This window comes from Solwaraspora sp. WMMD792 (genome assembly GCF_029626105.1).
Classification (GTDB): Bacteria; Actinomycetota; Actinomycetes; order Mycobacteriales; family Micromonosporaceae; genus Micromonospora_E.
Window position 1 is genome coordinate 522,088 of sequence record NZ_JARUBH010000009.1, and the last position, 18,504, is coordinate 540,591.

The 18,504-nt window shown below is 68.6% G+C and carries 19 protein-coding genes and 2 pseudogenes; 14 read left to right on the forward strand and 7 right to left on the reverse strand.

Annotated elements, in window-relative coordinates:
* Positions 1-49 precede the first annotated feature (49 nt).
* On the reverse strand, positions 50-484 hold the full coding sequence (locus O7629_RS03835; RefSeq protein WP_123600277.1) for an Imm1 family immunity protein: 435 nt from the start codon (positions 482-484) through the stop codon (positions 50-52).
* Positions 481-1,284, reverse strand: coding sequence for a DddA-like double-stranded DNA deaminase toxin (locus tag O7629_RS03840; protein ID WP_278167515.1), 804 nt, complete (start codon positions 1,282-1,284; stop codon positions 481-483). The genes O7629_RS03835 and O7629_RS03840 overlap by 4 nt, the downstream gene beginning before the upstream one ends.
* A 129-nt stretch (positions 1,285-1,413) precedes the next feature.
* Here O7629_RS03840 and O7629_RS03845 point away from each other — a divergent pair, with 129 nt between their 5' ends.
* On the forward strand, positions 1,414-2,709 hold the full coding sequence (locus O7629_RS03845) for a Gfo/Idh/MocA family oxidoreductase (protein ID WP_278167517.1): 1,296 nt from the start codon (positions 1,414-1,416) through the stop codon (positions 2,707-2,709).
* Positions 2,710-2,721: 12 nt separating this feature from the next.
* Positions 2,722-3,816, forward strand: a complete 1,095-nt coding sequence (locus O7629_RS03850) for a Gfo/Idh/MocA family oxidoreductase (protein ID WP_278167519.1) — start codon at positions 2,722-2,724, stop codon at positions 3,814-3,816.
* Between the two features lie 111 nt (positions 3,817-3,927).
* On the opposite strand, the gene O7629_RS03855 is transcribed toward O7629_RS03850, so the two are convergent.
* Both O7629_RS03855 and O7629_RS03860 read right to left on the reverse strand, forming a co-directional pair.
* On the reverse strand, positions 3,928-4,884 hold the full coding sequence (locus O7629_RS03855) for a DUF559 domain-containing protein (RefSeq protein WP_278167521.1): 957 nt from the start codon (positions 4,882-4,884) through the stop codon (positions 3,928-3,930).
* A gap of 266 nt (positions 4,885-5,150) precedes the next feature.
* Positions 5,151-5,801, reverse strand: coding sequence for a hypothetical protein (locus O7629_RS03860; RefSeq protein ID WP_278167522.1), 651 nt, complete (start codon positions 5,799-5,801; stop codon positions 5,151-5,153).
* 44 nt (positions 5,802-5,845) lie between these two features.
* Here O7629_RS03860 and O7629_RS03865 point away from each other — a divergent pair.
* Positions 5,846-6,084, forward strand: a pseudogene (locus O7629_RS03865) (GntR family transcriptional regulator).
* Between the two features lie 26 nt (positions 6,085-6,110).
* Here O7629_RS03865 and O7629_RS03870 read toward each other — a convergent pair.
* The 3 genes from O7629_RS03870 to O7629_RS03880 are packed head-to-tail and all read right to left on the reverse strand — an operon-like array spanning position 6,111 to position 8,595.
* Complete coding sequence (locus tag O7629_RS03870) at positions 6,111-6,572, reverse strand: type II toxin-antitoxin system VapC family toxin (protein WP_278167523.1); 462 nt, start codon at positions 6,570-6,572, stop codon at positions 6,111-6,113.
* Positions 6,556-7,188, reverse strand: a complete 633-nt coding sequence (locus O7629_RS03875) for a hypothetical protein (protein ID WP_278167524.1) — start codon at positions 7,186-7,188, stop codon at positions 6,556-6,558. Before O7629_RS03875 ends, O7629_RS03870 begins: the two co-directional genes overlap by 17 nt.
* Positions 7,189-7,191: 3 nt before the next feature.
* Entirely contained in the window at positions 7,192-8,595 is a 1,404-nt protein-coding gene (locus tag O7629_RS03880) for an IS701 family transposase (RefSeq protein WP_278167525.1), read from the reverse strand.
* 367 nt (positions 8,596-8,962) lie between these two features.
* Between O7629_RS03880 and O7629_RS03885 the strand changes: the two genes are divergently transcribed.
* The 11 genes and pseudogenes from O7629_RS03885 to O7629_RS03935 all read left to right on the forward strand — a co-directional run bounded on the left by O7629_RS03885 (position 8,963) and on the right by O7629_RS03935 (position 18,504).
* The gene (locus O7629_RS03885; protein ID WP_278167526.1) at positions 8,963-9,109 is read left to right on the forward strand and encodes a hypothetical protein; all 147 of its coding nucleotides are present in this window, start codon (positions 8,963-8,965) and stop codon (positions 9,107-9,109) included.
* A 325-nt stretch (positions 9,110-9,434) separates the two neighbouring features.
* Positions 9,435-10,040, forward strand: a complete 606-nt coding sequence (locus O7629_RS03890) for a DUF4956 domain-containing protein (RefSeq protein ID WP_278167527.1) — start codon at positions 9,435-9,437, stop codon at positions 10,038-10,040.
* Positions 10,037-10,897: a polyphosphate polymerase domain-containing protein gene (locus O7629_RS03895; protein ID WP_278167529.1), complete on the forward strand. Its 861-nt coding sequence runs from the start codon at positions 10,037-10,039 to the stop codon at positions 10,895-10,897. The genes O7629_RS03890 and O7629_RS03895 overlap by 4 nt, the downstream gene beginning before the upstream one ends.
* 266 nt (positions 10,898-11,163) lie before the next feature.
* Positions 11,164-11,361 (forward strand): annotated as a pseudogene (locus tag O7629_RS03900) (chitobiase/beta-hexosaminidase C-terminal domain-containing protein); the annotation flags it as partial.
* A 114-nt stretch (positions 11,362-11,475) separates the two neighbouring features.
* Complete coding sequence (locus O7629_RS03905) at positions 11,476-13,101, forward strand: CotH kinase family protein (RefSeq protein WP_278174395.1); 1,626 nt, start codon at positions 11,476-11,478, stop codon at positions 13,099-13,101.
* 120 nt (positions 13,102-13,221) lie between these two features.
* Positions 13,222-14,052: an IS5 family transposase gene (locus O7629_RS03910; RefSeq protein ID WP_278167530.1), complete on the forward strand. Its 831-nt coding sequence runs from the start codon at positions 13,222-13,224 to the stop codon at positions 14,050-14,052.
* Positions 14,049-14,456: a hypothetical protein gene (locus O7629_RS03915; RefSeq protein WP_278167531.1), complete on the forward strand. Its 408-nt coding sequence runs from the start codon at positions 14,049-14,051 to the stop codon at positions 14,454-14,456. Before O7629_RS03910 ends, O7629_RS03915 begins: the two co-directional genes overlap by 4 nt.
* A 158-nt stretch (positions 14,457-14,614) precedes the next feature.
* Complete coding sequence (locus O7629_RS03920; protein WP_278167532.1) at positions 14,615-15,034, forward strand: cold shock domain-containing protein; 420 nt, start codon at positions 14,615-14,617, stop codon at positions 15,032-15,034.
* A gap of 219 nt (positions 15,035-15,253) precedes the next feature.
* On the forward strand, positions 15,254-16,366 hold the full coding sequence (locus O7629_RS03925) for an endo-1,4-beta-xylanase (protein ID WP_278167534.1): 1,113 nt from the start codon (positions 15,254-15,256) through the stop codon (positions 16,364-16,366).
* A 393-nt stretch (positions 16,367-16,759) separates the two neighbouring features.
* Complete coding sequence (locus O7629_RS03930) at positions 16,760-17,566, forward strand: polysaccharide deacetylase family protein (protein ID WP_278167535.1); 807 nt, start codon at positions 16,760-16,762, stop codon at positions 17,564-17,566.
* A complete protein-coding gene (locus O7629_RS03935; protein ID WP_278167536.1) occupies positions 17,563-18,504 on the forward strand; it encodes a glycoside hydrolase family 16 protein in 942 nt (313 codons plus the stop codon). The genes O7629_RS03930 and O7629_RS03935 overlap by 4 nt, the downstream gene beginning before the upstream one ends.

Genomic DNA, 18,504 nt, shown 5'->3' on the forward strand with positions numbered 1-18,504 from the left:
GTGGGGCGTCCGACCGGGCGGACACCCCACCACCCGTGCCGTGCGTCGTTCAGCCACCCAGCCAGTGCAAGGGTGGCTGCTCCCCGGTGCGTAGATAGTGGCGGGCTGCTTCGCGGGCCTGTGCCGTGGCGATCCTGGTACGTATGGGCGGCAGCTCGGCCCAGTCGCCGTAGACGTCGAAGGCAACCGGGGCGTCCGCAGGTTCGACGTCAGGGTCGACGGCGTACCGGTTGCCGGTGCCGTGCGGTTGACTGCGGTCCAGCCAGTCGACGAAGGACCGGTCAGGATGCCCGACGCCGATCATGATCGCGCCATGCCGGGTGGGACGGTGGATCTGCACCGCGTACGCGACGCCGTCCTCGGCGGCCTGCCGGTGCACCTGGTCGAGGACCATGTCGAGCTCTTCGACGGTCGACACCTCGACTTCGCGCCCGCGATCGGGCTCCTCCACGGACGGCCCGTCCCACGACACCACGTAGCTCATCGCCGGATACCTTCCCCCGTGCCGGTGTAGACACGCTGCAAGGTGGCGCTGTCGCCGTCCCACAGGTACACGGCCAGTCGCTTCCCTTCGGGTATCAGTCCGGGCAGAACCTCGTCACATCCGACGTATTCGCCCCGGGTTACGCAACTCGGCTTGTTTACTACCAGCGTCGCCTCGGTGGGACTGCCAGGTTTACGGAGGGCGGCGGCAGCGTGTGCTTCGACGTGTTCACGAGTGACTTGCGCCAATGCATGCCAGTCTGTGCGGATTCCTGCCCGAGCGTCCGGCACTCCGCCGCTGCGGAGGGCTCCTCCTCCCTGTGTCAACGGCGGTGAAATCATCTGCTTACCACTCGCATCGTAGAGCAGGCCATGGGTCGGACCCTTCTTGCCGCGACGTGGGAGTTGCCGGCTCGCGTCCTGGAGCCACTGGGGAGCCTTGGCTCCGGCTGTCTCGCCGCGTCCGGTCGACGTGCTGTCGTTCGACGCACCATGATGGCCGTCCTTGCTGGTCTGGCGGGCAACCCCGGCGGCTAGATCGAATCCGAGGATTCGCCCGTAGGCGACGACTCCCAATGCGCTGGCATGAGAAAGTTTTTCGGCTTCGCCGATTCGTCGGATCGAAGTCGTGATGGTCATGATCGTGTCGGCTACGGCTTGATGCCGGCTGTTGCGGGTGATCGTTTCCAGCTGGGATCGAGAGAATTCAAGATCGCGGCGAATGACCGCCAACCGCTGAGTCTCGGCGGCAAGATCCTTAAGGACGTCTTGGAGTCGGGCGCGGACCGCTGCGAGACTCATGGGATCTTCTCCAAGCCGTACGGCTCAAGGTGATCACAGTGATGTCCCCGTCTGCTATCGAGACTAGGGATCGACCCGGTCGACGGTCAAGGCCGGTTTTTCTATTGTGTATGATCTTCTTGTCAGTCAATGCCGTTGATCGTTTTCGACTGGGTGATGGGTTCCGGAGACCCGCAGGAGCAGCCACCGCGGTGGTACGCGGCGCCGACGGGACGCCCGATCGGTGGCTCGCGTGATCCGTACGAGATGGAGGACGGCATGCTCAAGGTGGGAATCATCGGTGCGGGCGGCATCGCCGGTACGCACATCGCCGGTTACCAGGAGTTCGGGGAGGACTGCCGGATCACCGCCGTCTGCGACGTGACCCTGACGAAGGCGCGGGAGCGCAGGACGGCCTTCGACCTCACCGATGCCCGCGTCTACGACGATGCCGGGGCCCTGCTCGCCGCCGAGGAGTTGGACCTGGTCAGCATCGCGACGCCGCCGTCGACGCACGCCGACCTCACGATCGCGGCCCTGCGTGCGGGCGTCAACGTCCTGGTGGAGAAGCCGATGGCTCCGTCGTTGCAGGAGTGCGACGCGATGATCTCGGCCGCGACGGAGTCGGGCAAGCTGCTGTCGGTCGTCGCGCAGAATCGGTTCCGCGACGACATGGCCACCTTGAAGGCGGTGCTGGACTCTGGTCTGATCGGGCCGGTGTCACACGTGCAGGTCAACTCGTCCTGGTGGCGGGGCCGGCCGTACTACGACCTGTGGTGGCGGGGGACCTGGGCGTCCGAGGGCGGTGGCTGCACCCTCAACCACGCCATCCACCACATCGACCTGACCATGTGGATGCTCGGACGCCCGTCGGCGGTCACCGCGATGCTGGTCAACTCACAGCACGACAACGCCGAGGTCGAGGACCTGTCCGTCGCGATCCTGCAGTACGACCGGGCGCTGGCCCAGCTCACCAGCTCGGTGGTGCACCACGGCGAAGAACAGGAAATCGTCGTTCAGGGCGCGTACGCCCGGGTTTCCCAGCCGTGGCGGGCGGTGGCCGAGACCAGTGCCGCGAACGGATTCCCCACCCCGGGTGGCAACCCGGACCTGCTCGCCGACCTCGACGCTCTCGCGCAGGCGCACCGGCCGCTGGCGCACGTCGGGCATACTGGCCAGATCGGCGACGTCCTGCGTGCGGTCCGCGACGGGGTGGCACCTGCGGTGAGCGGCACCGACGGACGCAACGCGGTCGAGCTGGTCACCGCGATCTACGAGTCGGGGATCGAACGCCGGCCGGTGACCCTCCCGCTGTCCCCGGACGATCCCTACTATCAGCGCGGCACCCTGGTACGGCGTGCGCCGCGGTTCTTCGAAAAGACCGCCACGGTGCGGGACCTGCCCGGTGCCATCACCGTCGGCGGCACGGCCGCCCACGACAACTGAGGAGACCGACACGTGACGACGGTCAGTGGGGCGACGTACGCTCCGGATCCCGTACCGACCCCGGTGGTGGCACCGGGGGAGTTCGTCTTCGCCGCGATCGGCCTCAACCACGGACACATCTACGGCATGAGTACCGGCCTGCTCGGTGCCGGCGCCACCCTCAAATGGGTGTACGACCCCGACCCGGCCAAGGTCGACGCGTACCGCCAGAGGTTTCCGCAGGCGCGGGTGGCGCGTCACGAAGCGGAGATCCTCGACGACGACACGGTCCACCTGGTGGCCGGTGCCGCCGTCACCTCGCAACGGTGCGCCCTCGGCCTGCGGGTCATCGCGGCCGGCAAGGACTACTTCACCGACAAGGCCCCGCTCACCACCCTGGAACAGCTGGCCGACGCGCGCGAGGCGACCGCGCGCACCGGACGCAAGTACGCGGTCTACTACTCGGAGCGGATCCACGTGGAGGCGGCGGTGCTGGCGGGTCAGCTCGTCCGCCGGGGTGCCATCGGCCGGGTGGTGCAGGTCATGGGCCTGGGGCCGCACCGCCTGTCCGCCGCCGGCCGCCCGGACTGGTTCTTCGTCAAGGAGAAGTACGGCGGCATCCTCTGCGACATCGGCAGCCACAACGTCGAACAGATGCTGTACTTCACCGGCTCGACCGACGCCGAGATCAGCCACTCCACCGTCGGCAACTTCAACCACCCGCAGTACCCGGAGCTCGACGACTTCGGCGAGCTGGGCCTGGTGCTGAACAGCACGGCGACCGGCTACTGCCGGGTCGACTGGTTCACTCCCGACGGGTTGCGCACCTGGGGTGACGGGCGCACCTTCATCCTCGGCACCGACGGCTATCTTGAGCTGCGCAAATACGTCAACGTGGCGACCGACTCCGACTCCGGCCCCGGTCACGTCTTCCTCGTCGACGGCACAGGCGAGCACCATCTGGTCGCCGCCGGCCAGGTCGGCTATCCGTACTTCGGCCAGCTGATCCTCGACTGCCTGCACCGGACCGAGAACGCCATGACCCAGGAGCACGCGTTCAAGGCGGCTGAGCTCAGCATCCGTGCCCAGCAGCAGGCCAGGGTGATCCGCCACGTCGCGGACCGCTGACGTTCGGGCCGTCGGAGGCGGTCGAGTCGGTGTCACGATGTGAGGCTGGGATACCTGACCCGAGCCGGGTTCGGTATCCCAGCCTCACACCGTGGGGGAGGGCACCGGCGGTCACCTTCGTTCGGCAATGGCCTGCCGGACAGTTCGGACTAGTTGGTCCTTTTGTCGGAGTACGTCGTCTGCCGTGAACCGCAGCACCAGCCAGCCGGCTGCCCGCAGCGCGTTCAAGCGACCCACGTCGCGGCGGAACGTCGCCCGCTCCCGGTGGTGATCACCTTCGTACTCGATGGCGATCCGCCACTGCGGATAGGCCAGATCGACCCGGGCCAGGAGACGCCCGCGCCGCCTCGCATCAGATGCCGCTGCGCCAGTTCTGGCGTCCGGCGTCAGGTCAGAGGCGGGGAGTCGGATCTCGTACTGCGGCGTCGGGCGGGGCAGGCCGGCATCGTGCAGCAGCAGGCGCAGCCGCGACTCCATCGGCGACTCGCTCAGCGCCTCGACGAGGGGCAGGAGTTCCCGTACCCGCCGCACGCCGGGCAGGCCGGCGTGGAAGTCGACGTAGCTTGCCAGTGCTTCGCGGCGCAGCACCCGGCTGTGCAGTAGCGCGTCAACGGCGGCCAGCGCGTCGGCGCGCGGCAGCGATCTGGCCAGGTCGAACGCCGTACGGACCTCAGTGGTCAGCGGTATCCCGCCGAACAGCCATGTCACGTCCTCGCGGCCGAGTGACCGGTGGACGACGGCCAACCGCGGGTGAGGGCCTGGCCGCGCCGAGCGGGGCAAGGTGACGTGCACCGGGCTGCGGTGCGGCAGCAGGTCGACACCCCAGAGGTACGCGGCGCTCAGGCCGCTGACCGCGCCGCCCGCAGGCATCTTCACCGCCGCCGCCTCGCACCACATCCGGTGGTCGCCATCATCGAACGCTGCTGCTTGGACGTACACGTCGGCAAAGAGCCGACGCCAGGCGGGGCCGGTCAGACTGCGTTTGGTGAGCAGCCCGGCAGCTACCGCGTCGCTGCCAGAGAACGGTCTCAGGCGCAACTCGCGAGGAATCCGGGCGACACGGGGCATCGGACTACTGTGCCGTCAGCGTTAGCGCTTTGCTGTCCCGGCGACGGGTTACGTCACCGATCCGACTGCACGCCACGATGTGAGGCTGAGATACCTTATCCAGCAGGAATAACGTATCTCAGCCTCACATTGTGATGGGAACCATTCACGTTGCTCGATGGCCAGCCGGCGTAGCCGCTGCCACAGTGCCAGACGATCCCCGCCCAGGCGGTTTGGCGCCGAGGAGAGCGGTGACCCTCGCGTGGAACTACAGAAAGACTGTAGTTTCACGCGACCCCGTCGCACGAAACTACAGTTGATGGATGATGATCTGGGGCGCTCTCCGGGCGCTCGACCGTCCCGAAGTCGCCCTCCGGCTCGCTGCTGATGATCTCCAGCAGTGCCGGGTCGTGGTATATCTCCGCCGTATGCTGCCACTGCGTGAGCAGAGTGGCCGTTGAGTCGAGCGCTGCCAGCGTTCTTCCGCCCCGAGCCAGGGCGCCCAACTCCGCGATCAGCTGGTCGACCTCGGAGTCCGGGAGAGATTTCACCCAGGGCAGCATCTCCGCGAGATCCCGCCGAGCATCGCCAAGGGGTGTCGGTGTCACCTGCGCTCCTTCCCGTGAACGCACCGCGAGCGTGCCGAGCGTCAGCACCACGGTCGCTGCCACGGCGGCCAGCGCCAACGCCATGGCCGGCTGGTCACGCAGGACCGGGTAGTCGATCATTGACATGAATGCCTCGTCATGGCCGAGTTGCGTCGTCGCCAGCAACGCCGCCACGGTCGCGAGCAGCACCACCGCCCAGCGGCGTACGGCAACCGGCAGCGCCGACACCGCGACGAGGCTGAACAACGCGATCAACGTCAGAGCGCCGGACCCGATGCGCGCCACTGGAATGGTGCTGATCGCCACGGTGTCGCCGAATCGATCCGCCACCAGCGGCGCGCCAGCGGTGCTGAGCGATGCACACAGCTGTACCTATGCCGTACGCCCAGCCGCTTTGGCGCCAGATCAGGGATGATCTGCGGGCGAAGATCCGGGCTGGGATCTACCCTCCGGGCAGCAAGCTTCCGTCGGTCCGGCTGCTGGCCGACGAGTACGACACTAGTCATATATGACCGTCCGCCGTGCCGTCGACTCCATGATCGAACTGGAGGAGCTTGTCGGGCGAACGGGCATCGGTGTCTTCGTGGCTGAGCAGCCCGAACAGGACCCGTAGCAACTGTCGAACTGCTACCAAGTGAGTCACTGTTCTGTGAAGAGATCCGGTCCGCCGTAGGTGTACGGCTCGTCGACCCAGACCCCGTCGACGCTCTGGCCCTGCGGAAACCCCTTATCGTAGGTCATCATGGTGTCCGCCTGTCCGACAACTGCGGAGGCCAGATGGATCGCATCGAAGTTCTTCAGCTTGAAGCGCCGTACCATATCCCTCGCCTTCACAGCGACCTCGCGATCGAACTCGATCATGAGGAAGCGGGGGTTGTCGACGAGGGAGCGTGCCTGCTTGTCCTTGGCCGCGTCGAACGACGCCCTTCCCTGGCCGCGCACTTTCACCAGGCTCAGCGGCGAGATCATGATCGTCAACTGGCCAGCGTCGGACAGCGCCAGGAGGCGTTCGATCGGCTCGTATCCCGGATATCGAGTCAGGACGTAGATCAAGCCGCAGGAATCAAGGTAGACGCTATCTGGCTTATCGGGCCTGCTCACGCACTTCCTCCAGGTAGGCGAGAGGACTGAGCCCACCGGTCAGGTCTTGGTCTGCGCCGACGAGTCCTAGTAAGGGGGGAGCATCCGCCACCGCCGGCAGGATTTCGATGCTGGTGGCCTTCATCCCCAGGATCTGGCCTGCCGCGTTGCGCTTGATCCGACCACGGACCGCAGCGTTGTGCCCGAGTGCCTGCTTCGCGGCTTCGACGAGCTGCGGCGGCAGGTCAACTTTGATCCGGCCTTCTCCACGGGGCGACCAGAGACCAAGGAAAGGCTTTGTGCGCACGCTCATCGAGTCGATCGAGCCAGACACCGAGCCGATTGACTCTCGGCGTACCTTAAGCGCCCGGTCGAGGTTGACCGAAGCGCGCCGGGTGACGGCTACCGACTTGCGGACCTGGCCGTCGACGATGAGGGAGAGCTTCATCCCCGTGTCGGGCGTCGCCCCGAGGCGGCCGGCAAGCCGGCGCGCGGTGCGCGCCGCATTGACGCCCCAACCATCGGGCAGCAGCTCCGCACCTTCGACCTGCTCGAAGCCATCGACAGCGCGAACGTTCAGCGCGTCCAGTTCGTCGTAGGTTGCGCCCGGCCCTGGCTCTAGTACGGCAGCCGCCATTTGCTAGTTGACCAGGGCGTAGTCGCGGTTGAGGCGGGTGCGTTGGTGGTGCCAGCGGGCGCGGGCCTGGTGCCGGCGTCGCCAGGTGAGCCAGTCGATGGCGTGGTCGGGTGATTGTGGGCGGTGGAGGGCGTCGGCGAGGAGACGTCCGATCTCGGGCACGGTCAATGGGATCAGTCCGGGCTCGGCCGGTGGCGGCTGGTCGGGTGTGGTCGGCGGGGGTGCCTGGCTGTCGGTGCGGTGGCGTAACTCGGCGGCGGTGACCGCGCAGACCGCGAGGGCGGCCATGACCAGCACGGTGTGCCGGGCGATCGCACCGTGCAGGCGGGCCTGGCACTGGTCCAGGCCGAAGTGGTCCTTGCCGAACTCGAAGCATTCCTCGACCGGCCACCGCAGCCCGGCGGCGCGGACCAGCCGCGACACGACCGCCGGCTGCCCCTCGGGCACGTAGCAGTAGTGGAACGCCAGTTCACCGGTGGCCAGGTGACGGCGCACGAGGAGATGGTGCCGGGGCGAGGCGGTGGCGATCCACGCCCACGCGTACCAGCGGTGTCCCTTCGACCCGGCACCGGCCGAGCGGACCTGCCAGCCCCGACCGGCCCCACCGACCAGCAGGTCAACGGCTTGCGCGCTGGTCAACCGGTCACCCGACGGCGTCCGGACCATGAACGTGGAGGCGACCCGCAGCACGTACGTCTGCCCGCGGGCTTCGAGGAACTCCCTCAGGTCGGTGCAGTTGCCGTAGACCTCGTCACCGCAGATGACGTCGAAGGTCAGCTCGTCGGCGTACGCGTGAGTGCACAGGTCGATCGCGAGTTGGCCCTTCGTCCGGAACCCCAGCCCCGGAGGCAGCCCCGTGCGGGCGGCGGTGTCCGGGTCGGTGATCTGCTCGGCGGGGATCCACTGCCGGGCTGCGATCAGGGCGTGGCCGGTCCGTTCCCGCACATACGCCAGGTGCACGGTGTTGATGCCGTTGGCGACCCGACCAGCGCAGCCCATGTACTGCCGTTTCACCCCGGCCGTCCCGGTGCCGTGCTTCGGCTGTCCGGTCTCGTCCAACGCCCCGACCGCCAGCCCACGCCGCCGCCGGCGGCCGGCAGCGGTGTCCAACCCGGCGGCCGCGTACCGCCGCACCTCGCCGGCCACGCCTTCGGTGTCCCACACCGCCCGGTTCAACAACCGCTGGGTCCGGTCCGGCGTGGCGTCCCCGACATGCTCGGCGATGGTCCACCCGTTGCGTTTCGGGATGCTGCTGACCAGCGCCGACATGTACCGGCCGACGTGCCGCCACGTCCGCGCCTGGACGAAACACGACCGCACCCGTTCCAACAGGTTGCCCTGTGCGCGTACCGCCCGGTCAGCCGCTACCCTGGCAGCAGCAGCCGCCTTCGATCTTGTAGTCCTCACAAACACATGATCAACAGGCGGCTGCGTCTACGTTGCACCACCCCTGCCGACGCGTCCTACCTGGTTACAGCCCTAATGGCGGCTGCCGTACTAGGGGAGCTAGCGCTGCTCGTACGCTCCCCAGCCCCAGTCGGGCAAAGGTCCAGGTGCTTCTCGGCACCCGCCGCTGACCGACAGGTCGTCTCCGGTCGGCGTCTTCCAGGTCTGCGAGCAGGTCAAGTACCTCTTCCAGGCGTACCAGAGCCTGCCGAGCGTCCATGCCCCCGACGGGGCCGCCCAGCGTCACGTCCAGCTCCGTGCGCACTGAGTTAGCTTCGCACACCAGAATGGCCAGCGCGGTGACCGACATCATCCCGGCCTGAGGTGAGTGATCAGCTCACGCCCGGGGACCGGCCGGGTACGCGGCACCAGTCGGTCGGCCCGGAAGCAGTGCGGCCGCTACGGCGTCCGCCTCGTCCCGGATGTGCTGAGCCGCGCCGCCGGTCAGTTCTTTGTCGCGCTGCGGCACGCCTGACCCAGGGCTGAAAGTTACGACGCCCGGTTGGGTGCGGTTGCCAGCGGACAGGTCTGGCACCATCGGCCGCTACCAGGGATTTCGTGCGCCTGATCGGGCGGTGGAGATCGGGGTCCGAATCGGGCAGTGGTGACAGCCCTACCCAGACCACCTCAACAGGCATTGACGTCAATCGATGGGATGGCTACCGTTTCGAGAGAGTTCCCGAAAGTTTACCGGAAGTTCCGGCGTCGTTCGTCTGCCGTCCATACCTGCCCAGCCGGGCGGTGTGGCCGGCCGGCAGGACGCGTCGGCGTCCGACAGCGACCCAGGAGGAACGAACGAGATGACGCAGCTCGTCCTGTTCGCGATCGACATCGGCGCGGTGGCGCTGCTCGTCTTCGGGCTCTACTTCCCGCGCCACCGCCGTCGGGACCTCGTCGTGGCCTACCTCGGGGTCAACGTCGGCGTCCTGGCGGTGGCGAGTGCGTTGAGCGCCAGCAACGTCGGCGCCGGGCTCGGCCTCGGGCTCGCGCTGTTCGGCGTACTGTCGATCATCCGCCTGCGCTCGACAGAGCTGGACCAGCACGAGGTGGCCTACTACTTCTCCGCCCTGGCGCTGGGCATCCTCGGCGCGTTGAGCACCACCTCGATCTGGCTCAGCGCCGGCCTGATGGCCCTCATCCTGGCGGTGATGTTCCTCGGCGACCACCCACGGCTGCTGCGGCACTACCGCCATCAGATCATGGTGCTCGACTCGGCGGTCACCGACCAGGTCGCCCTGGTCGCGCAGCTGGAGCAACTGCTCGGCGCCCGGGTGCACGGCGCCACCATCCAACGGCTCGACCTGGTCAACGAGACGACCATCGTGGACGTACGGTACTCGCTGGCCGGGCGGCGTACCGCCCCAGCTGCGACGGGTGCTCCGGCCGCGGCGGGAGCGGGCCGATGACGACGCTCGCGATCGCCGCCGCGCTCGGCGAGATGCCTCCGGTCGACCTGGCCGAGCTGATCGAGTGTGCCGCGTTGCAGACCAGGGTGGACCGCAAGTACGTCGTGCCGCTGACCGCACTGCCGTCGTTGCTGAGTCAGCTGCCCGCCGGCACCCGGGTGCTGGACATCGACGCGGAGCGGTCGTTCCGCTACGAGTCGGTCTACTTTGACACGCCCTGGCTGGCCAGCTACCACTGCGCCGCCTACCGCCGTCGTCGGCGGTTCAAGGTGCGCACCCGGACCTACCTCGACTCCGGCGACTGCTGGCTCGAAGTCAAGATCAACGGTGCCCGGGACAGCATCACCAAGCATCGACTGCCGTACCTGTCACAGGACCGCAGCACGGTCGGTCCCGGCCGCGAGTTCGTCGATGAGGTGCTCTCCCGGGAGGCCATCCCGGCGGACGGTGACTTCGCCCAGACCCTGGTCACCAGCTACCGGCGCAGCACGCTGCTGCTGCCGGCCACCACCAGCCAGCGCTTCAGCCGGGTCACCATCGACACCGAACTGCGCTGGCAGTGCGGGTCGGCGAGTCTGACGCTGCCGCAGGTCGCCGTCGTCGAGACGAAGTCGAGCGCGGCGGCCGCGGCCGCCGACCGGCTGCTGTGGCGCGGCGGCATCCGACCGATGCGCATCTCCAAGTACGCGACCGGCCTGGCCGCGCTGCGGCCGGACCTGCCGGACGGCCCGTGGCGGCGTACCCTGCGTCGGCACTTCTGCGGCATCCCTGCCCCGTCGGGTCGGCCGCCGGGCCCGGCGACGCAGGCGGCGCCGAGCGTCGTGCGCCACATCGAACAGGAGGCATCGTGCGTCTAACCGTCGATAGCACCGGGGCCGCGACGGCGGCCGTCCGCGCCGTGGGAGTCGCGGTCGCGGCCACTCTGGTCGCCGGGCTGCTCGTCTCCCACTCACCGCCGGCCGGCGCCGAACCCGTCGCCGGCAGCGACCGGGGTACCGGCGTCGACCAAACCGGCGTTGACAAGACCGGCAGCGGCCAGTCTGGCAGCGGACCGCTCGCCGTGGCCGACCAGATCGCGGCGGCCGACGCGGCCGAGGACCTGGTCGGCGACATCCAGTTCTCGGTGCCCAGCGGCACCTTCCAGGGCGAGGTCGCGGTGTCGCTGAGCACCACGGTCAGCGGCGCGCAGATCCGTTACACCACCAACGGCCAGCTGCCGACCGCACAGTCCACGCTCTACTCCGGGAACGCGCTGCGCTTCACCGGCACCACCCAGCTGCGGGCCCAGGCGTTCGTCGGCGGCGTGGCCTCCGGTGAACCCGGCACCGCGATGTACGTCGCCCGCGCCGTCACCACCAATCACGACCTGCCGGTGGTCGTCGTCGACACTTACGGTGCCGGCCGGCCCGCCCGAGAGTACTTCGACTCGTCCCTGATGATCTTCGACCCGGGCAGTGGCACGACAGCGTTGAACGGCACCCCGGCGGTCGCCACCCGGGCCGGATTCCGGCTGCGTGGCCAGTCGTCGTCGACGTTCGAAAAGACCCCGTACCGGATCGAGTTCTGGGACAACGACGACGATGACGCCGACTACCCGGTGCTCGGCATGCCCGCCCAGTCGGACTGGGTGCTGCGCGGCCCTTTCCCGGACAAGTCGCTGATCCGCGAGGCGCTCGTCTACGACCTGGGCCGGGAGATGGGTCTGTACGCCCCGCGCTACCGCTTCGTGGAGTTCTACCGGAACACCGACGCCACGCCGGTCGGTGATGACGACTACATGGGCGTCTACATGATCGTCGAGACGATCAAGAACTCGAAGGAGCGGCTCGACCTCAAGCAACTCGACGAGGACGACCTGACGCTGCCGAAGATCACCGGTGGCTACATCTGGAAGTTCGAGTGGATGGCCGCTGAGGAGCCGACGCTGCCCTGCACCGGGCCGGCCGCCACCTGCTGGAACTACCTGGAGGTCGCCGACCCCGACCCGCTGCAGCCCGAGCAGGCCGACTGGTTGCGCGGCTATCTGCAGCAGTTCCACGACGTGCTCCGGGCACCCAACTTCGCCGACCCGGAGACCGGCTACCGGGCGTACATCGAGGTCGGCACGTTCATCGACCAGATGATCCTCAATGAGCTCAGCCGGGAGATGGACGCGTACATCCGCAGCGCCTACTTCTACAAGGACCGGGACACGAAGATCTTCGCCGGACCGCTGTGGGACTACGACCTGACCTTCGGCGTCGGTGGCTTCTTCCAGAACGACCAGACCGCTGGCTGGCAGTACCAGCAGATTCGCCAGCCGGTGGCGAACGACTGGTTCAACCAGTTGATGCGCGACCCGGCGTTCGTGAACGAGGTCCGGCTGCGCTGGCAGTCGTTGCGGCGCGGTCTGCTCTCCGACGCGTCGCTGCGGGCCCGGATCGACGCCCTGGCCGCACCACTGACCAACGGTGCGCAGCGCAACTTCCAGCGGTGGCCGAACCTGACCTCACCGATGATCGGGTTCTTCTTCACCCCGACCGCGCCGACCTGGCGCGGCCAGGTCGACTACATGCGGGACTGGATGCTTCAGCGGGCGGCCTGGTTGGACTCCACGGCCGGCTGGGGTGGACCGACCAACACACCGCCGCCGACGACCGCACCCCCGACCACCCCGCCCCCGACCACCCCGCCCCCGACCACCCCGCCCCCGACGACGCCGCCCCCGACCACCCCACCGCCGCCCACGACCGCGCCGCCGCCGACCACGGCGCCCCCCGGATCGGCCTGTACGGCGACGTACTCGGTGACCAGCCAGTGGCCGGGCGGTTTCCAGGGTGAGGTGCGGGTGACCGCCGGGTCCGCACCGATCAGCAACTGGACGGTGAGCTGGACCTTCACCAACGGTCAGACGGTCAGCCAGGCGTGGAACGCCACCGTCACCAGCCAGGGGGCCTCAGTCACCGCCCGGAACGTGGCCTACAACGGGGCGCTCGGCCCCGGGGCGAGCACCAGCTTCGGCTTCCTGGGCTCGTGGAACGGCACCAACGGCACACCTGCGGTGAGTTGCACGGCGAGCTGACCGGGCCGGCACCCGTGTGAGAGGCCGGTTCGCTAGGTCTTGTCCATTGTGGGTTGATCTGATCGTGCGGATGTGAACGTTGGTCGTAACCAGTGAGGACGTGACCGCGTTGGGTCGATCATGGTTGAACGCGCGGCGTATCCGAGTGACCTGACCGACGAACAGTGGGCGGTGATCGGACCGTTCCTGCAGGCGTGGAAGACCCGCCACCCGTCGGTGTCCGGGCACCAGGGCCGCTACGAGCTGCGGGAGATCGTGAACGCGATCTTCTACCAGAACCGGACCGGCTGTCAGTGGGCGTACCTGCCACACGACCTGCCGCCGAAGTCGGCCACGTACTACTACTTCGCCCGGTGGCGTGACGACGGCACCGACCAGGTCATCCACGACCTGCTGCGCTGCCAGGCACGGGAGAAGGCCGGCCGTACCGAGGACCCGACCGCGGTCGTGCTGGACACCCAGTCGATCCGCGTGGCCAACAATGTGCCCGCCGCGACGACCGGCAAGGACGCGGCCAAGAAGGTACCGGGGCGGAAACGGGGCCTCGCCGTGGACGCGTTGGGGCTGGTCATCGCGGTCGTGGTCACCGCCGCGTCGGTCACCGACAACGCCATCGGCATCCGGCTGCTCGACCGGGTCGTCACGCACACCCCCACCGTGACCCGCGCGTGGGTCGACGCCGGGTTCAAACAGGACATGGCGCTGCACGGCGCCGTCCTGGGTGTCGACGTCGAGGTCGTCAAACGCGCCGACACCCGACCCGGGTTCGTACCGGTCCGCAGACGCTGGATCGTCGAACAGACCCTCGGCACCCTGATGCTGCACCGCCGTCTCGTCCGCGAGTACGAGAGCAGACCGGAGTCCAGCGTGTCACGCACCTGGTGGGCGTCCACCGCGAACCTGGTCCGCCGACTCACCGGCACCAGCACACCCACCTGGCGGCAGCGGTGAACCTCACCACGGTCCTCGACCTGATCACCCACCGGGAAACCACCGCCGGCCAGCAAGCCGACCGGCTCCGCGAGCAGATCGTCACACTCACCGCCGAACTCGGCCGCGTCGACAGCGAACTGGCCGCCCTGGCGACCACCCGCACCACCCTGCGCACGCTCGCCGCCGCCGAGTTCACCGCCGACGACCCGACGATCGCCAGCACCCCCTACCAGCAGATCCTGGAAGTCCTCGCCACCGCACCCGCCGGCATGCGGGCGAAGGGCATCTGCATCGCGCTCGGCGTCGAGCCCTCACCGAAACACGTCGAAGGCACCCGCGCGAAGCTCAAACGCATGGTCAACCGCCAGATCCTCACCGAAGACGAACCCGGAGTATTCACTCTCGCCCCGAAAAGGACGTAATCTTCCGAACTGCCCTCTGACGATACGTACCCGGCATCCATGCCTGCGCTTGGTATGGTGCCGGGTACGTGTCGGTTGCGGTCGTGGTAGTGGTGGTCCGGGGTGCCGTGGTGGGGTGCCGTAGCGGTCGCGAACGGGGTCGGTGAGGAGGCTGCGGTATGGGTGCCGGTCGGGTGGTCAGGTTCGATGAGGGGCGCGGCTACGGGTTCATCGCCCCGGACGACGGTGGCGACGACGTCTTCGTGCACGCCGGTGAGCTCACGCAACGTGGCATCCGGGTGGCGACCGGCACCCGGGTGTCGTTCAAGGTGATCGACGGCGGTCGCGGTCCCAAGGCGTACGACGTCGAGATCATCGATGATGCCACCGCTCCCACCGGGGGCGTGGTCAGCCGGGCGGCGGGCACCTCCGGCGAGGGCGGCGACGACGAGCTCTGCGAGATCTTCTCCGAGCCGGAGTACCTGCAGCGGATCACGGAGCTGCTGCTGTCCGACGCGCCCTACCTCACCGGTGCGCAGATCGTCGAGTTGCGTGGCCACCTGCTGCGGTTCTCCCGCAAGTGTGGCTGGGTCGACTGACCATCTGGTCGCACTTCGCCGCCTGACGGCGTCCTCCGGCCCGCCACCCTCCGGCCTGCCCGGCCTGCCACCTTCGCATCCAGGGTTGACTATGGCCTCCGGCGGCCATAGGTTCCAATCAACTTACGGAAGTATTCCGGAAACCACCGTCCTGGTTTCGGGTGCTTTTCGGCCTCGTCGTCCCGGGTGCTTCCGCCGCACTGTCCTCGGAAGGATGCCATGAAGGCGACCCGCATACTCGCCGCTGGCGTACTCTCCGTGGCCATGATGGCTACGGTTGGTGCCAGCGCTTCCGCGACCTCCCACTCCGGCCGCCCGCCCGTCGGCGGCCCACCCGTCACCGACCAGTCCCTGCGCGGCCTGGCCAAGTGGAACAAGCTGCAGGTCGGCACCGCGGTCAACATGACCGCGTTGGCCGAGGACGAGACCTACCGCGACCGGATCGCCACCGAGTTCTCCAGCGTCACCGCCGAGAACGTGATGAAGTGGGAGACGCTGGAGCCGGTGCGGGGCGAGCGCGACTACGGGCCCGCCGACGAACTGGTCGACTTCGCCCGCCGCAACAAGCAGGTCGTCCGTGGGCACGTCCTGGTCTGGCACAACCAGAATCCGGCCTGGCTGACCGAGGGCGTCGAGTCCGGTGAGATCGACGCCACCGAGCTGCGGCAGATCCTGCGCGAGCACGTCACCGAGACGGTCCGCCACTTCAAGGGTCGGATCCACCAGTGGGACGTGGCCAACGAGATCTTCGACGACAACGCCGAGCTGCGGGACTCGATCTGGCTGCGCGAGCTCGGTCCGTCCTACATCGCCGACGCGTTCCGCTGGGCGCACCGGGCCGACCCCACCGCGAAGCTGTTCCTCAACGACTACAACGTGGAGGGCATCAGCGCGAAGAGCACCGCCTACTACGACCTGGTCCGGGAGCTGCGCCGGCAACGGGTTCCGGTGCACGGCATGGGGATCCAGGGCCATCTCGGGATCCAGTACGGCTTCTGGTCGGCAACCGCCGTCGCCGAGAACCTGCGCCGGTTCGAGGCGCTGGGGTTGGAGACCGCGGTGACCGAGGCGGACGTCCGGATGCCGATGCCGACCGACGTGATCAAGCTGCAGTCGCAGGCACAGGGTTACAACACCCTGCTGCAGGGTTGCCTGTTGGCGGACCGGTGCAACTCGTTCACCTTCTGGGGCTTCACCGACAAGTACTCCTGGGTACCGGACTGGTTCGACGGCGAAGGTGCGGCGAACATCCTGGACGAGGAGTACCAGCCGAAGCCGGCATACGACGCGGTCCGGGCGACTCTCGGCCTCGCGGTGCCAACGCGCCGATGACCGCCCCGGGACCGTCCACTGGACAGCACCCTGGTAGCCCTCGGCATTGATTGACCGCTGTACCGTCCGGCCGTAGCCTGACCGACAGAACAGCCGAAAATACCGGACAGATCCCGGAAGTTTCACGGCTGTTCCAGCTGGTCCAATGCTCCCCAGTGCCGGACCAACGACCACCGGCCGTGGCTGCCCTGGCGAACTCCGACCCCAGTCAGTTCAGCCACGGCCGGTTCGGCGGTCGCCGCCGAGCACGGCCGGCGACAAGAAGCAGGGCGGCGACAAGGAGCAAGGGGCGAGAAGCAGGTTTGCCCCGCGTAGGCCGGGTAGACAGCCCGGATGACCGGGTCCGAGCCTCTGGCGTACAGCTCCACGGCACGCCCGAGCGCCGTGCGACCGGTGCTGCCCGTGTTGATGTACCACTCGATCTCTACTGCGGCCCGAGGGCCATTGCGGTCACTCGCCGTCGGACCGGCCCGGTTCGCCGAGCAACTCGCCGCGCTCGCCGACGCCGGCTACCGGATGGTCGGCCTCAGCGAGGCGCTCGACCTGCTCGACGACGCGGCGATCGACCGCAACCGGCCGGCTCCGTCGATGGTCGCGCTCACCTTCGACGACGGGTACGCCGATTTCCTCACCCGGGCGCTGCCGCTGCTGGATGCCGCGAACGCCCGGGCCACCCTCTACCCGTCGGTCGGGCACCTCGGGCAGTACGCCGACTGGCTGGGCCAGTGGGCCGACGAGTTCGGCCCGCTGCTGGACTGGACCCAGTTGGACGAGGTGGCCGGGTCGGGCCGGGTCGAGATCGGCTCACACGGTCTGCTGCACCATCCGCTCGATGTCCTGCCGCCGCAGCGGGCGGCGGAAGAGATCGTCGTCGCCCGGGACCGTCTCGAACAGCGGTTCGGCACCCCGGTCCGGTCGTTCTGCTACCCGCACGGCTACCACGACTGGCGGGTCCGGGCGGCGGTCCGCCGGGCCGGGCACGACAACGCGTGCGAGGTGGGCCGACGGCGGTACCGGCCGGGCGACCGGCGGCTCGCCGTACCCCGGCTGCTGCCGACCGGTGACCACGACGCCGCCGCGCTGCTCGACCTGGTCCGCACCGGCGGACCTCGGATGGTGCCGCAGGCGAAACGACTGGCCCAGCCCGCCTGGCGGCTGACCCGGCGGGTGGCCCGGCGGGCCGGCCGCCAACTGACGTGACGGCCCGCCATTGGTGGCGGCGCGGCGGCCCCCTCGCGGTCGCGGCCGCCCTTGCCGCGCTGGTACTGGCCTTCGGGGTGGTGGTCCCGCTGCTGCAGCACCGCGCCGACCAGCCGGACCAGACCGGCCAGCCCGACCAAACCAGTCAGCCCGACCAGCCTGACGGGACCGGCCAGCCGGATTCCGGCGGTGGCCCGCCACCGGCCGGGCCGCCGCCCACCACGGCCGGCGGTGACCGGACGATGAACCCGTCCGGGATCGCCCTGCCCACCGGTGATCTGCCCGGCTGGCGGCAGATCTTCGTCGACGACTTCGACGGCACCGAGCTGAGCGACGACTGGTTCGCCTACTCCGGACAGCCGGACGGTGATCCGGGCGGCTGGTTCGACCCCGGCCATGTGTCGGTCGGAGCCGGCATGCTCACCATCGGCGGCTGGCGGGAAGCCAGCCGGGGCAACATCTACGTCACCGGCGGGGTATCCAACCGGCGGGCGGTGACCCGCAGCTACGGCCGGTACGACATCCGGTTCCGGATGGACCAGGGCACCGGGATCGCGTACGCGCTGCTGCTCTGGCCGGGCGACAACGTCTATCCGCCGGAGATCGACATCGCCGAGGACAACGGCAAGGGCCGGGACCGGATGTACGGGGTGCTGCATCCGGTGACCGGCGACCGGATCGGGCATGACGTCGGCGGCGACTTCACCCGCTGGCACACCGCCGGTCTGGAGTGGAGGCCGGACCGGCTGATCTACACCCTGGACGGCGAGCCGTGGGCGACAATCACCGGCGACCAGGTGCCGGACGAGCCGATGGCGCTGGCTCTGCAGAGCCAGGCGTGGTACTGCGGGCACACCTGGGAGGCCTGCCCGGACGAGACCACACCGGACGTGGTCAACCTGCAGATCGACTGGGTCGCCATCTACGCTCCGGCCTGA

What these genes read in the sequence shown, in the direction of transcription:
- O7629_RS03835 (WP_123600277.1), bottom strand. Translation starts at nt 484, where the DNA reads ATGAGCTACGTGGTGTCGTGGGACGGGCCGTCCGTGGAGGAGCCCGAT.
- O7629_RS03840 (WP_278167515.1), bottom strand. Translation starts at nt 1,284, where the DNA reads ATGAGTCTCGCAGCGGTCCGCGCCCGACTCCAAGACGTCCTTAAGGAT.
- O7629_RS03845 (WP_278167517.1), top strand. Translation starts at nt 1,414, where the DNA reads ATGCCGTTGATCGTTTTCGACTGGGTGATGGGTTCCGGAGACCCGCAG.
- O7629_RS03855 (WP_278167521.1), bottom strand. Translation starts at nt 4,884, where the DNA reads ATGCCCCGTGTCGCCCGGATTCCTCGCGAGTTGCGCCTGAGACCGTTC.
- O7629_RS03875 (WP_278167524.1), bottom strand. Translation starts at nt 7,188, where the DNA reads ATGGCGGCTGCCGTACTAGAGCCAGGGCCGGGCGCAACCTACGACGAA.
- O7629_RS03890 (WP_278167527.1), top strand. Translation starts at nt 9,435, where the DNA reads ATGACGCAGCTCGTCCTGTTCGCGATCGACATCGGCGCGGTGGCGCTG.
- O7629_RS03895 (WP_278167529.1), top strand. Translation starts at nt 10,037, where the DNA reads ATGACGACGCTCGCGATCGCCGCCGCGCTCGGCGAGATGCCTCCGGTC.
- O7629_RS03905 (WP_278174395.1), top strand. Translation starts at nt 11,476, where the DNA reads ATGATCTTCGACCCGGGCAGTGGCACGACAGCGTTGAACGGCACCCCG.
- O7629_RS03910 (WP_278167530.1), top strand. Translation starts at nt 13,222, where the DNA reads ATGGTTGAACGCGCGGCGTATCCGAGTGACCTGACCGACGAACAGTGG.
- O7629_RS03920 (WP_278167532.1), top strand. Translation starts at nt 14,615, where the DNA reads ATGGGTGCCGGTCGGGTGGTCAGGTTCGATGAGGGGCGCGGCTACGGG.
- O7629_RS03925 (WP_278167534.1), top strand. Translation starts at nt 15,254, where the DNA reads ATGAAGGCGACCCGCATACTCGCCGCTGGCGTACTCTCCGTGGCCATG.